Below are 11,921 nucleotides of genomic sequence, written 5' to 3' on the forward strand. Positions count from 1 at the left end.
TCAGGGTGGAGCGGGAACTGTAGCCGGCCGCGGCTGCCGCGTTACGCCAGCGGCAGCGCCTGCCGCACATGCGCGCCGAAGGCCGACACCAGCGCCGACGGCTGCTCGCGGTCGAAGGCCAGCGCGATGCCGACCGTCGGCAGCGCCGGCAGGCCGGCATCGGCGGGCAGCACCTGCAGGTCGTCGGGCACGGCGGTCTGCGTGAGCACCGTGATGGCCTGGCCCGAGCGCGCCATCGCGACCAGCCCGGCCAGGCTGCTGCTCGCGCAGGCCAGCCGGTAGGCACGGCCCGCGGCGTCGAGCGCCTGCCGCGGCGCCTGGTGATCGAACCCATCCGGCGCGCCCAATGCGAGCGGCAGCGGGTCGAGCGACGCGGCATGGCCGCCGCGCTGCCCGACCCACACCAGCGGCTCGCGGCGAATCACGTCGGTGCCGTCCAGCTGGCCTGTCTCTGACACCATCACCGACACCAGCGCGAGGTCGATCGCATGCCGGGCCAGCAGCTCGCGCAGCCGCGGCGTCGGCGCGCACACCACCTCCAGCTGCACGCGCGGGTTCAGGCTCGCGAAGCCGCGCAGCAGGTGCGGCAGGAACACCACCGCATAGTCGTCCGGGCAGCCGAAGCGCAACACGCCCGACAGCTGCTCGCCGCGCAACTCGGCCAGCGTCTCGTCATGCAGGCGCAGCAGCTGCGCCGCATGCGCCAGCAGCCGCTCGCCGGCCGCGGTGAGCGTGACGCCGCGCCCGGTGCGGAACAGCAGCGGCTGCTCGACCACGCCCTCCAGCCGCTGCATCTGCATGCTCAGCGCCGACTGCGTGCGCCCGACGCGGGCGGCCGCCTGGCCCAGCACGCCGGTCTCGGCGATCGCGACGAAGCTGCGCAGCAGGTCGATGTCGAGGGATTGGCCCACGGTATGAGTTCTCCTGATGGCTCGTTCCAAAACTATTCGCTTCACGAAGCGCGTGCCGGTGCGTAAGGTGCCACAACTCCACCACGAGGCACCGACATCATGAGCAGGAACGACGATCCGCAGTTCTGGCAGCAGGCCCGCCGGCACCTGGTGCGCTATGGCGGCAGCTTCGAGCCCTTGATCATCGAGCGCGCGAAGGGCAGCTTCGTGTACGACGCCGATGGCCGGGCGATCCTCGATTTCACGTCGGGGCAGATGAGCGCGGTGCTGGGGCATTCGCATCCGGACATCGCGGCGGTCGTCACCGAGCAGATCCATTCGCTCGACCACCTGTTCAGCGGCATGCTGTCGCGCCCGGTCGTGGCACTCGCGGCGAAGATCGCGCAGCACGCGCCGCCGGGGCTGGAACGCTGCCTGCTGCTGAGCACCGGCGCCGAATCGAACGAGGCCGCGTTGCGCATGGCCAAGCTGGTGACGGGTGGGCACGAGGTGGTCGGCTTCACCCAGTCGTGGCACGGCATGACGGGTGCCGCGGCATCGGCCACCTACAGCGCGGGGCGCAAGGGCTATGGGCCGGCGTCGGTCGGCTCGATGGCGATCCCGGCACCGAATGCGTACCGGCCACGATTCACCGGATCCGATGGCGCGCTCGACTGGCGCCGCGAGCTCGAGGACGGCTTCGAGCAGGTCGACCGCCAATCCACCGGTGCGCTGGCCGCGTTCATCGCCGAGCCGATCCTCAGCAGCGGTGGCATCCTCGAGCTGCCGACCGGCTACATGGCGGCGCTGAAGCAGAAGTGCGTCGAGCGCGGGATGCTGCTGATCCTCGACGAGGCGCAGACCGGCGTCGGCCGCACCGGGCTGATGTTCGCGTGCGAGCGCGACGGCGTGGCGCCCGACATCCTGACGCTGTCGAAGACGCTCGGCGCCGGGCTGCCGCTGGCGGCCATGGTGACCACCGCGGCGATCGAGGAAGAAGCCCATGCGCGGGGCTTCCTGTTCTACACGACGCACGTGTCCGATCCGCTGCCGGCAGCGGTCGGCCTGAAGGTGCTGGAGGTGGTGGAGCGCGACGGCCTCGTCGAACGCGCCCGCGTCGCCGGCGAGCGGCTGCTGCAAGGGCTGCGGCGGCTGCAATCGAAGCACGAATGCATCGGCGACGTGCGCGGGCGCGGGCTGCTGCTGGGGCTGGAGGTGGTCAAGAACCGCGACAGCAAGGAACCGGCCTTCGAGCTCGGCGAGGCGATCACGCGCGAGTGCATGAAGCTCGGGCTCAGCATGAACATCGTCAAGCTGCCGGCGATGGGCGGGGTGTTCCGAGTGGCGCCGCCGCTGACGGTGAGCGATGGCGAAATCGACCTGGGGCTGGAGCTGCTGGACAAGGCGATCGAGGGAGCGGTGGCGGCTCGCCGCTGAGCGCGACATCAGGCGGCCTTGCGCCCCTCCAGGCGAGCGTAGATGGCGTGCACCTGCTGCACGATCGCATCGCCGGTGCTGCCGCTGTAGCCCAATTCGAATGCCCGCCGCCTGAATTCATCGGACTTGTTTGGGGCGTCGCGCAGACTCTCAAGAACGGCCAGGTTGAAGTACGGCAACGGGTTCAGCGGATCGTGCTCGATCGAGGTGCGCAGCGCGCGTTCGGCCGCTTCGGCTCGGCCACAGTGAAGATCCGCCGCACCGATGTTGTTGAAGCCGAGCGACGCGAGGTCGTTGGAATAGATCCCGCTCCAACCAAGCCGCACCCGTTGCTTCCACGGGTGGCGTCGAAGGTCATCGACGAAGCGGGTCGCGGCCACATGCGCTCCATCGTGGTCCTCGCGGTTGAAGGCCCGCAACGACGTGTAGAGATCGCGGTAGAGAAAGCTGTTGATCCGCCCGGGGATCAGCAGCACGAATGCCATCGCCATCTTGATGCCCAGCCCCAGGTGCGGACGTGTTCCGATCCACAGCCCCACGCACAGGCTCACGGCAACGTAGAGACCTTGCGCGATCTTTCTCTGTGCGGTTCGGTTCATCGGCTCGACTCGTCGCGGTGCTCGTGCACCAGCGGTCGCTTCTCTGCGAAGCAGGAGATCCACGCGGCCACTTCGAACGCGACGCCCAGCAGACCGAAGCCAGCCCCAGCGCTTTTCCAGTCCGCCACGTACAGCGCCAAGGCCATGGCGAAAAAGACAAACTGTATGACCCGGATTCTCTTCACGGCGAGACGACCTCTTGCAGCTTCGGCGGGCCGGATCATGCCTGAACCGCGCGATCGAGACCGCCGTCGTGAAAACGGCTGCAGTGATCAACGCAACTCCGTGGATCGATCGGTCAGAAGTATCCCCCGTCCCGCAGGTCCGCCAGCAGCCCTGGCCCGCTCGGCTGCCATCCCAACGTGCTGCGCGTGATCTCGCTGCTGCACGGGTTGTCCATCGCGACGAAACCCGTCATCCAGGTGAAATGCGCGCGGGCTTCGTCGAGCGTGAGGCTGCGCACCGGCACGCCCAGGCCGCGGCCGATCGCTTCGGCGATCTCGCGCATCGGCACGCCTTGCTCGGCGACGCCATGCAGGCGCGATCCTGGCACGGCGCCCCCCAGCGCGAGCCGATAGAGCCGCGCCGCGTCAGAGCGGTGCACCGCCGGCCAGCGGTTCGCGCCGTCGCCGATGTACGCGGCGACACCGGTGCGGCGCGCGACGTCGATCAGCATCGGCACGAAGCCGTGATCACCGGCGCCATGCACCGTGGGCGACAACCGCACCACGGCAGATCGCACGCCGCTCGCCGCCGAGGCCAGCACCTTGGCCTCCGACGCGGCCCGCATGTGGCCCGCGGTGCCGGGTGTCGGCGCGTCGGCTTCTGTGCCGACGCGACCGCCCGCGAGCAGTGCCGTGCCGCAGGTCCCGATGAATGGCTTGCCCGTTCCCTCCAGCGCGCGGGTCATCGCGTCGACCGCGCGCAGGTCGGTCTCGACCGACGCCGCATACGCGCTGAAGTCATGGATGAAGGCCATGTGGATCACGCCGTCGCAGGCCCGCGCCGCAGCGGCCAAGCCGTCGGTGTCCGACAGCTCGCCGCGATGCGCCTCGACGCCCATCGCCGCCAGGCTGGCGACGGCCGCATCGTTGCGCGCCAGCCCGAGCACCTGGTGCCCCGTGGCCTGCAGCTCCCGCGCAATGGCCGACCCGATGAAGCCGGTGGCTCCCGTCACGAATACACGCATACTGACTCCCGATTGGTGAAGGGCGTACTGTCCTTCGTTGCCGGGGCCGCGAAAAGCCGAGAGCGCATACAGGTATGAGAGTTAACAGGCATGGGCGCTGACACCCTTCCCGACCCGGTCCTCACGCTCGGCGCCTTCCTGCGCGACCGCCGCGCCCGCCTGCTGCCCGCACCCGATGCGCCGGGCCGGCGCCGCACACCCGGCCTGCGGCGTGAAGAGGTCGCGACGCGCGCGGCCGTGAGCATCACCTGGTACACGTGGTTGGAACAGGGGCGCGGTGGCCCGCCGTCGGACGAGGTGCTGGAGCGGCTGGCGCACGCGCTGGAACTCGACGCCGCCGGCCGCGAGATGCTGTTCCTGCTCGCGCAGCAGCGGCCGCCGCCGCTCAGCCCGGCCCCGCCCTCTGCCGTTCCGCCATCGCTGCAACGCGTGCTCGATGCGTTCGCGACCAGCCCCGCCATCGTGAAGACGCCGACCTGGGACATCGTCGCGTGGAACACGGCCGCCGCCGCGGTGCTGACCGACTACGCCGCGCTGCCGGTCGGCGAGCGCAACCTGCTGCGCCGCCTGTTCGGCGAACTCAGCACCACCGACCGCTGGCCCGATTGGGAATCCGATGCGCGCTTCGCGCTCGCGGTGTTCCGCATCGACGTGGCCCGCACCGGTGGGTCCGCCGAGGCCGTCGCGCTCGCCACCGAGCTGCAGGCGCGCAGCCCCGACTTCCGCCGCATGTGGGCCGAGAACGAGGTGAGCCGGCACTGGGTCGGCCGCAAGCGCATCGCGCACCCGGTCGCCGGGCCGATCACGCTGGAGTACTCGAGCTTCGCCTTCGACGCCGCCGACGGGCTGAGCATGGTGGTCTTCACGCCGACCACGCCCGAGGCCACGCTTGCCATCGCGTCGCTGATCGACCAGCAGCGCGTGGTGCGCTGACTCACCCCTGCGCCACGCGCACGACCAGCTTGCCGAAGTTGCGCCCTTCGAGCAGCCCGCGCAATGCGGCCGGCGCGTTCTCCAGCCCGTCGACGATGTCCTCGCGCAAGGTCACCGCGCCGTCGGCGACCCGCTGCGCCATCTCGCGGCGGAAGGCCGCGAAGCGCTCGCCGTGGTCGCCGTAGTGATCGAGCACGATGAAGCCCTGCATGCGGATCCGCCGCTGCAGCAGCGCGGCATGCACCTGCGGCAGGCGGTCCGGCCCGGCCGGGGCATCACCCTCGTTGTAGTGCGCGATGAAGCCGCAGACTGGCACGCGCGCGCCGATGTTCAGCAGCGGCAGCACCGCGTCGAACACGGCCCCGCCGACGCTCTCGAAGTACACGTCGATGCCGCTCGGGCACGCGGCCGCCAGGTGCTCGGCGAACCGTGGGTCGCGCCGATCGACGCAGGCGTCGAAGCCGAGCATGTCCACCGCGTACCGGCACTTGTCGGCGCCACCGGCGATGCCGACCACGCGGGCGCCCTTCAACCGGGCGAGCTGGCCCGCCACCGCGCCGACGGCCCCGGTGGCCGCCGAGACGACGACGGTCTCGCCCGGCCGCGGCTGGCCGATGTCTTCGAGGCCGACGTGCGCGGTGAAGCCCGTCATGCCCAAGCCACCCAGCGCGAGCGAAGGCTGTGCCATGTCGCCCAGCACCAGCAGGTCATCGCCGTTCGACAACGCACGGTCCTGCCAGCCGGCGTTGGCCAGCACCAACTCGCCGACCGCAACCCTTGGATTCCGCGACGCGATCACGCGGCTCACCGTGCCGCCGACCATCGCTTCGCCGATCGCCACCGGCGGCGCATAGCCCGGTCCGATGGCGTCCATCAGGTTGCGCATGTACGGATCGATCGACAAGTACAGCGTGCGCAGCAGCACCTGGCCCTCGCCGGGCACCGGGATCGGCTGCGTCTCGATGCGGAAATCGTGCGCCGCCGGCAACCCGTGCGGATGGGCGGCGAGCACGATGCGGCGGCTGAGGGTCTCGCTCATGGTCGCAGCCGCCTGATCAAGCCGGCACCGGCCGCGGCCCGTGGCGCAGCGTCAGCAGCGTGCCCAGCACGAGCGCGACCACCGCGAAGGCCGGCCCGCCCAGCGCACCGATGTGATCCACCAGCAAGCCGCCGCCGATGGCGCCACTCGCGATCGCGATCTGGAAGGCTGCCACCAGCAGGCCGCCCGCGCCTTCGGCCTGGTCGGGCGCGGCCCGCACGATCCAGGTCTGGAAGCCCACAGGGAAGGCGCCGAACGCGAAGCCCCACAGCGGCACCGCGATCGCGGTGACCCACACCGAGCTGCCACCCACCAGCAAGCTGGCCGCCAGCAGCGCGATCAGCACGCCGCCGAAGACGATCGCGTGGCGCTCGCTGCGCTGGGCCACCCAGCCGCCGGCGAAGTTGCCGAAGAAGCCGCCGATGCCATAGCCGAGCAGCACCGCCGACACCGCGCTCACCGACAGGTGCGTCACGTGCTCCATCAGCGGGCGGATGTAGGTGAAGCCGGCGAAGTGCCCCGACACCACCAGCAGCACCGCCAGCAGCGCGACGCGCACCGGCGGGCGCCGCAGCAGCTCGCCCAGCACGCGCAGGTTCGGGTTGTCGCGCGGCGGCAGCGCCGGCAACGTGAAGAACTGCACTGCGAGCGTCAGCACGCTGACGACCCCGGCCGCGATGAACGCGCTGCGCCAGCCCCACACCGAGCCCATCCACGCCCCGATCGGCGCGGCGCCGACGGTGGCCACCGAGACCCCGGTCAGGATGACGGACATCGCCCGCGCGAACTGCGCCTCGGGCACCAGCCGCAGCGCGAGCGCGGCCGACATCGACCAGAAACCGCCGAGCGCGACGCCGAGCATCACGCGCGCCACCAGCAGCACCGGCAGGCTGCTGGCGGTGGCCGCGATCAGGTTGGACAGGATCAGCAGCGCGGTCAACGCGAGCATCACGATCCGGCGGTCGAGCCGGCGCGTCAGCAGCGGGATCGACGGCGCCGCGATGGCGCCGATCAGCGCGGTGGCCGTCACGGCCTGGCCGGCCGCGCCATCGGTGACGCCGAGGTCGGTGGCCATCGCGGTCAACAAACTGGCGGGCAGGAATTCGGCCGTGACGAGCCCGAACACGCCCAGCGTCAGCGAGGCGATGGCGGGCCAGTCGGCATGGCCGGCGGGGGTCTCTGGAAGTGCGGCGATCGGGGCAGAAGACACGGTGGGCAGGCCGACGAGTGGCCTTGTGGTGGACTGGGTTGGGAGCTTAGGGCTAGGATTTCGGCGTTTGAATGCCGAAAGAGCCGAAATGAATGACTTTTTGTCCGACCGTGACGAACTCACCGAGATCCTGCTGGGGCTGCGGCTCGATGGCGTGGAGTACGGCCGCTGCGTGCTGCGCGCGCCGTGGGCGGTGGCGTTTCCGGCGCAGCGCGCGGCGCGCTTTCACTTCGTCGGCAGCGGCGGCAGCTGGCTGCGCACCCCGTCGACCGACTGGAAGCGGCTGAACCCGGGCGATGCGGTGCTGTTGCCACGCGGCAGCTTCCACATCCTGGCCAGCTCGCCCGACGTGCCGGCGGTCGACATCGATTCGCTGGCGCGGGTGGCGGTGTCGGACAACATCTACCTGGTGGGGGCCGAGAACATCGGGCCGCGGGACCCGGTGGGCGAGGCGGAGGGCGCCGTGCCGCCCGACGTGATGTTCTGCGGCGCGCTGCGCTTCAACCTCGACCCCTTGCACCCGCTGCTGACGATGATGCCGGACGTGATGCACGCCGGCGACCTCGCGAAGCGCGACGTCACCGTGCCGGCGCTGCTGGAGGCGATGGAGCGCGAGGTGGCGCTCGACCGCATTGGCGCCTGCGGCATCCTCGCGCGGCTGGCCGACGTGCTGGCCGCCAGCATCATCCGCGCGTGGGTCGAGTGCGGCTGCAGCGATTCCACCGGCTGGATCGCCGCGGTGCGCTGCCCGAAGATCGGCAAGGTGATCGCGGCCATCCACGCGGCGCCCGATCGCGACTGGAGCGTGCCGATGATGGCCGACCTGATGGGTGCCTCGCGCTCCAGCTTCGCCGAGGCCTTCACGCGCACGATGGGCGAGAGCCCGGCGAAGTACGTGGCCAAGGTGAAGATGTTCCAGGCCCGGCACTGGATCGCGAACGACGGCATGCGCATCGCGGTGGCAGCCGACCGGCTCGGCTACGACTCCGAGGCGTCGTTCAGCCGGGCGTTCAAGCGGGTGATCGGGCACCCGCCGAGCGCGTCGCGGGTGGAGGATCGGGGGCTCGCCGCTGTCAGGGCGTAGCGCGTCGGGTACTGGCGCGTCTGGTGTTCATCCGGCTTCTGTTCACGCCAGCGCCTCGCGAACGATCTCCGGATGCTTCATTGCAATGCGGATCAAGGTCTGGGCAGCGCCCGATGGCGATCGACGCCCCTGCTCCCATTCCTGCAGCGTGCGCTTGGAGATGCTCAGCGCCTCGGCGAACTGCGCCTGCGACAAGCCGGTGTTCTCGCGTGCCTGCACCACTTCATTCGGCTCGACCTTCGTCGTACGCGCGGCTTGACCAGCCTTCATCTCGCGCACCGATTGCAGCAGCTTCAGCCCCAGGGCCTCGCCAGCAGACGTTCTCTTCGTGGAAGGGCGGCTAGCCATGTTCGATCTCCTCTCGTATCGCCTTGAGCAAGTGGCCGGGAATGTTGTCTCGCACGGACTTCGCATACACCAACAGCAGCCAGATTTCGCCGCAAGCCAGGCGGACGAAGTAGATGACCCTGACGCCGCCTCGCTTGCCCATGCCGGCACGCGACCATCGCACCTTGCGACATCCGCCACTCCCCGGAATCAGATCGCCCGCCTGCGGATTGGCTGCGAGCCAGCGGAAGAAATCGAAGCGTTCTTCTTCCGTCCAAAACTTGTCCGCTTCAATGGCAAAGGTCGGTGTCTCGGCAAAGCTGAACATGGGGAATGTACGTCTCAGACGTATGCACGTCAATGACGTACAGACGAGGTGGCTGGGATCCGACCCCACTGCCGTCGGCGCGGCGAAGCCTATCGCCAAGCTCACTCGCTGACGACCGGTCCATAGTGACCCGGTGGGCGGTGACCGGTCGCCACGAGGACGACAACCTCAGTCGGCTCAGAGCGCCTCGGCCGCCCACTGCACCGCATCCGCACCGGCCGGGATGCGCAACGGTGCCGACGGATCGGTCGCCGCGCGCCACACGGCCTCGGCCACGTCCGCTGCGCGCGTGCCGGGACCCGTGGACGCCATCATTCGGGCGATGGTCTGCTTCATGAACTCGCCATAGACCTCGTCGTCGATGCCGCGCAGCCGGGTGCGCGCGGTGTCGCGGAATTTCGTCTCGCCGGAGGATCCGGGCAGCACGATGCGCACGCGCACGCCGAACGGTTCGAGCTCGCTCACCAGCGATTCGCTGAATGCATTCACCGCTGCCTTGGCCGCACGGTAGATGCCCACCAGCGGCAGCGGCTTCAGCGTGACGCTCGACGTCACGTTCACGATGACGCCGGACTTGCGCTCGCGCATCTGCGGCAACGCCGCCTGCGTGACCGCGATCGTGCCGAAGGTGTTGGTCTCGAACAGCGCACGCACCGTCTCGCTGCTGGTGAGCTCGAACGGTGCGGGTGCGCCGAAGCCGGCGTTGTTGACGAGCACGTCGATCGGGCCTGCGGCCGCGATGGCGCGGCGGATGCTCTGCCCATCGGTCACGTCGAGCTGCAGCACGCGCAGGCGGGCGGACGGCGGCAGCACGTCCTCGCGCGGCGTGCGCATCGTGGCGATCACCTGCCAGTCGCGGGCCAGAAAGTAGCGCGCGGTCTCGCGGCCGAAGCCGGACGAGCAGCCGGTGATCAGGACGGTTTTCATGGGATTCCTTCGTGGAGATGAGCGATGGCTTCACGATAGGTCGCGAGGACCGTACTGCCTACAATCACGAGTCCATATCTCATTGGCGAGAGTCCGGTCATGGTGGATCCAATGGCCGAGGTGGTCACGCTGCTGCAGCCGACTGCCCGGTTTTCGAAGCACGTCGTCGGCGCGGGCCGGTGGCAGATTCGCCGCTCGGACGCCGGGCAACCGTTCTACTGCGTCGTCCTCGAGGGCAGCTGCCGCCTCGCGCTCGACGGGCACGAACCGATCGTGTTGCAGACCGGCGATTTCGTGCTGATCCCCGCGGCCTTCGGCGTCGCGATGTCCAGCATCGAGCCGCCGGCCGACGCGGCCGACTCGCTGCCGGTCGCGCTGGGCCAGGGGCTGTTCAGGATCGGCGCGCCGGAGGGCCCGACGGACCTGCGCATCCTGGCGGGCCACTGCAGCTTCGGTTCACCGGACGCGGCCTTGCTGGTATCGCTGCTGCCGCAGCTCGTTCACGTTCACGGCGAGCAGCGCCTGGCGACCCTCGTGCAACTGGTGGGCGAGGAAACGCGCGAGCAGCGGCCTGCGCGCGAGGTGGTGCTCGCGCGGCTGCTGGAGGTGCTGTTCATCGAGGCCTTGCGCTCGACGGCCGGGACAGCCGCCTCGCCGGGCTTGGCGCGCGGGCTCGCCGATCCGCGCCTGGCCGCCGCGATCCGCGCGATGCACGAGCAGCCGACGCGGACCTGGACCGTCGTCGAGCTGGCGAAGCAGGCCGCGCTGTCGCGCTCGGCGTTCTTCGAGCGCTTCAGCCGCACGGTGGGCGTGGCCCCGATGGAGTACCTGCTCGCGTGGCGCATGGCCCTCGCGAAGGAGCTGCTGCGCCGCGACGGCGTCGCGATGGCCGACGTGGCCGAGCGCGTCGGCTACAGCTCGGCGAGCACCTTCAGCGTCGCCTTCACGCGCCACGTCGGACGGCCGCCGACGCAATACGCGCGCGAACAGGCGGCCTCTTCGCAAGTGCAGATGCAGGCACTGGCCGGCTAGGCGACCGCCGACTGCTGCCGCGCAAACCGCCCCGGCGCCAGCCCCACATACCGGCTGAACGCCGTGCTGAAGGTGCTGGCCGAGGCATAGCCGACGCGCTCGGCCACGTCGGCCAGCGCGACATCGCTGCGGCTGAGCAGGTCTTTCGCGAGGGCCATCCGCCAGCCCAGCAGGTAGGCCATCGGCGACACGCCCACCGCGCGAGTGAAGCGCTCGAAGAACACCGAGCGCGACAGCGCCGCCTGCTTCGCCAGTTCATCGACCGTCCAGGCGCGCGCCGGTTCGCCGTGCATGTGCCGGATCGCGGTGGCCAGGCGCGAATCGGCCAACGCACGCAGCAGCCCCGGCGGTGCGGTGCCGCCGGGCGCGGAGCGCAACGCCTCGATCAGCAGCACCTCGACGAAGCGCGTGAGGACCAGCTCGCGGCCGGATCGCTGCTCGACGGATTCGCCCCGCACCAGTTGCACCAGCAGCGTGAGCCGCTCGACGCCGCGCACATGCAGCACGCTGGGCAGCAGCGACACCGTCAACGCCGCATCGGGCGAATCGAACGCGAAGTAGCCGCCGAGCATGCGCACATCGGGCGGGCCCTCGCGCCGGCCATGGCGAACCTCGCCCTCGGGTGCGGGCTGCGCCTTCGGATCGATGAAGACCGGAACGGCCGGCGACGTGCCCGACATCGTGAACCCGGGCGTCGCCGGCATCAGCAGGAAGTCGCCCGCGAGGAGCGTGATCGGCTGCTGCCCATCGACCGCCAGCACGCATTCGCCCTCGAGCATCGTGCAGAAGCTCGGCTGGCCGAAGCTTGAATAGCGCACGGCCCACGACCCGGCGCCGCTGATCACCTTGGAATACACCGCCCGCGGCCGCAGCAGCGCGATCACCTCTGCCAGCGGATCGACCATGGCCGGACTCCTGCAAACTTA

At 70.2% G+C, this 11,921-nt stretch carries 14 protein-coding genes; 4 read left to right on the forward strand and 10 right to left on the reverse strand.

The window, feature by feature from the left end:
- Positions 1–41: 41 nt before the first annotated feature.
- A complete protein-coding gene (locus ACXJLU_RS15200) occupies positions 42–911 on the reverse strand; it encodes a LysR family transcriptional regulator (protein WP_457332257.1) in 870 nt (289 codons plus the stop codon).
- 99 nt (positions 912–1,010) lie between these two features.
- Here ACXJLU_RS15200 and ACXJLU_RS15205 point away from each other — a divergent pair, with 99 nt between their 5' ends.
- Positions 1,011–2,327 (forward strand): aspartate aminotransferase family protein, encoded by a 1,317-nt coding sequence (locus ACXJLU_RS15205; protein WP_457332259.1) that lies wholly within the window; start codon positions 1,011–1,013, stop codon positions 2,325–2,327.
- A gap of 8 nt (positions 2,328–2,335) precedes the next feature.
- Here the strand turns inward: ACXJLU_RS15205 and ACXJLU_RS15210 are convergent, their stop codons facing one another.
- From ACXJLU_RS15210 to ACXJLU_RS15220, 3 genes are all read right to left on the reverse strand, one after another.
- Complete coding sequence (locus tag ACXJLU_RS15210; RefSeq protein ID WP_457332261.1) at positions 2,336–2,926, reverse strand: hypothetical protein; 591 nt, start codon at positions 2,924–2,926, stop codon at positions 2,336–2,338.
- A complete protein-coding gene (locus tag ACXJLU_RS15215; RefSeq protein ID WP_457332262.1) occupies positions 2,923–3,150 on the reverse strand; it encodes a hypothetical protein in 228 nt (75 codons plus the stop codon). The genes ACXJLU_RS15210 and ACXJLU_RS15215 overlap by 4 nt, the downstream gene beginning before the upstream one ends.
- Before the next feature lie 74 nt (positions 3,151–3,224).
- Positions 3,225–4,115, reverse strand: coding sequence for an SDR family oxidoreductase (locus tag ACXJLU_RS15220; RefSeq protein WP_457332264.1), 891 nt, complete (start codon positions 4,113–4,115; stop codon positions 3,225–3,227).
- Between the two features lie 90 nt (positions 4,116–4,205).
- On the opposite strand from ACXJLU_RS15220, the gene ACXJLU_RS15225 reads away from it, so the two are divergent.
- Positions 4,206–5,048 (forward strand): helix-turn-helix transcriptional regulator, encoded by an 843-nt coding sequence (locus tag ACXJLU_RS15225; RefSeq protein WP_457332266.1) that lies wholly within the window; start codon positions 4,206–4,208, stop codon positions 5,046–5,048.
- Between the two features lies 1 nt (position 5,049).
- Here ACXJLU_RS15225 and ACXJLU_RS15230 read toward each other — a convergent pair whose 3' ends face one another.
- Together ACXJLU_RS15230 and ACXJLU_RS15235 are read right to left on the reverse strand one after the other, a co-directional pair.
- A complete protein-coding gene (locus ACXJLU_RS15230; protein ID WP_457332268.1) occupies positions 5,050–6,087 on the reverse strand; it encodes an NADP-dependent oxidoreductase in 1,038 nt (345 codons plus the stop codon).
- A gap of 16 nt (positions 6,088–6,103) precedes the next feature.
- Positions 6,104–7,297, reverse strand: coding sequence for an MFS transporter (locus ACXJLU_RS15235; protein ID WP_457332270.1), 1,194 nt, complete (start codon positions 7,295–7,297; stop codon positions 6,104–6,106).
- A gap of 88 nt (positions 7,298–7,385) precedes the next feature.
- Between ACXJLU_RS15235 and ACXJLU_RS15240 the strand changes: the two genes are divergently transcribed.
- A complete protein-coding gene (locus ACXJLU_RS15240) occupies positions 7,386–8,381 on the forward strand; it encodes an AraC family transcriptional regulator (protein ID WP_457332272.1) in 996 nt (331 codons plus the stop codon).
- A gap of 42 nt (positions 8,382–8,423) precedes the next feature.
- On the opposite strand, the gene ACXJLU_RS15245 is transcribed toward ACXJLU_RS15240, so the two are convergent.
- From ACXJLU_RS15245 to ACXJLU_RS15255, 3 genes are all read right to left on the reverse strand, one after another.
- Entirely contained in the window at positions 8,424–8,729 is a 306-nt protein-coding gene (locus ACXJLU_RS15245) for a helix-turn-helix domain-containing protein (RefSeq protein WP_457332274.1), read from the reverse strand.
- Positions 8,722–9,036, reverse strand: a complete 315-nt coding sequence (locus tag ACXJLU_RS15250; protein ID WP_457332275.1) for a transcriptional regulator — start codon at positions 9,034–9,036, stop codon at positions 8,722–8,724. The genes ACXJLU_RS15245 and ACXJLU_RS15250 overlap by 8 nt, the downstream gene beginning before the upstream one ends.
- A 177-nt stretch (positions 9,037–9,213) precedes the next feature.
- Entirely contained in the window at positions 9,214–9,963 is a 750-nt protein-coding gene (locus tag ACXJLU_RS15255; RefSeq protein ID WP_457332277.1) for an SDR family oxidoreductase, read from the reverse strand.
- 99 nt (positions 9,964–10,062) lie between these two features.
- Between ACXJLU_RS15255 and ACXJLU_RS15260 the strand changes: the two genes are divergently transcribed.
- A complete protein-coding gene (locus tag ACXJLU_RS15260) occupies positions 10,063–10,995 on the forward strand; it encodes an AraC family transcriptional regulator (RefSeq protein ID WP_457332279.1) in 933 nt (310 codons plus the stop codon).
- Here ACXJLU_RS15260 and ACXJLU_RS15265 read toward each other — a convergent pair.
- A complete protein-coding gene (locus ACXJLU_RS15265) occupies positions 10,992–11,900 on the reverse strand; it encodes an AraC family transcriptional regulator (RefSeq protein WP_457332281.1) in 909 nt (302 codons plus the stop codon). The two genes, ACXJLU_RS15260 and ACXJLU_RS15265, sit on opposite strands and share 4 nt — an antisense overlap.
- Between the last annotated feature and the right edge of the window lie 21 nt (positions 11,901–11,921).

The organism is Rhizobacter sp. P5_C2, from assembly GCF_054049715.1.

Excerpts from the sequence above, each read along its gene's own strand:
- ACXJLU_RS15205 (WP_457332259.1), top strand. The coding sequence starts at position 1,011 with ATGAGCAGGAACGACGATCCGCAGTTCTGGCAGCAGGCCCGCCGGCAC.
- ACXJLU_RS15210 (WP_457332261.1), bottom strand. The coding sequence starts at position 2,926 with ATGAACCGAACCGCACAGAGAAAGATCGCGCAAGGTCTCTACGTTGCC.
- ACXJLU_RS15215 (WP_457332262.1), bottom strand. The coding sequence starts at position 3,150 with ATGATCCGGCCCGCCGAAGCTGCAAGAGGTCGTCTCGCCGTGAAGAGA.
- ACXJLU_RS15220 (WP_457332264.1), bottom strand. The coding sequence starts at position 4,115 with ATGCGTGTATTCGTGACGGGAGCCACCGGCTTCATCGGGTCGGCCATT.
- ACXJLU_RS15225 (WP_457332266.1), top strand. The coding sequence starts at position 4,206 with ATGGGCGCTGACACCCTTCCCGACCCGGTCCTCACGCTCGGCGCCTTC.
- ACXJLU_RS15230 (WP_457332268.1), bottom strand. The coding sequence starts at position 6,087 with ATGAGCGAGACCCTCAGCCGCCGCATCGTGCTCGCCGCCCATCCGCAC.
- ACXJLU_RS15240 (WP_457332272.1), top strand. The coding sequence starts at position 7,386 with ATGAATGACTTTTTGTCCGACCGTGACGAACTCACCGAGATCCTGCTG.
- ACXJLU_RS15245 (WP_457332274.1), bottom strand. The coding sequence starts at position 8,729 with ATGGCTAGCCGCCCTTCCACGAAGAGAACGTCTGCTGGCGAGGCCCTG.
- ACXJLU_RS15250 (WP_457332275.1), bottom strand. The coding sequence starts at position 9,036 with ATGTTCAGCTTTGCCGAGACACCGACCTTTGCCATTGAAGCGGACAAG.
- ACXJLU_RS15255 (WP_457332277.1), bottom strand. The coding sequence starts at position 9,963 with ATGAAAACCGTCCTGATCACCGGCTGCTCGTCCGGCTTCGGCCGCGAG.
- ACXJLU_RS15260 (WP_457332279.1), top strand. The coding sequence starts at position 10,063 with ATGGTGGATCCAATGGCCGAGGTGGTCACGCTGCTGCAGCCGACTGCC.
- ACXJLU_RS15265 (WP_457332281.1), bottom strand. The coding sequence starts at position 11,900 with ATGGTCGATCCGCTGGCAGAGGTGATCGCGCTGCTGCGGCCGCGGGCG.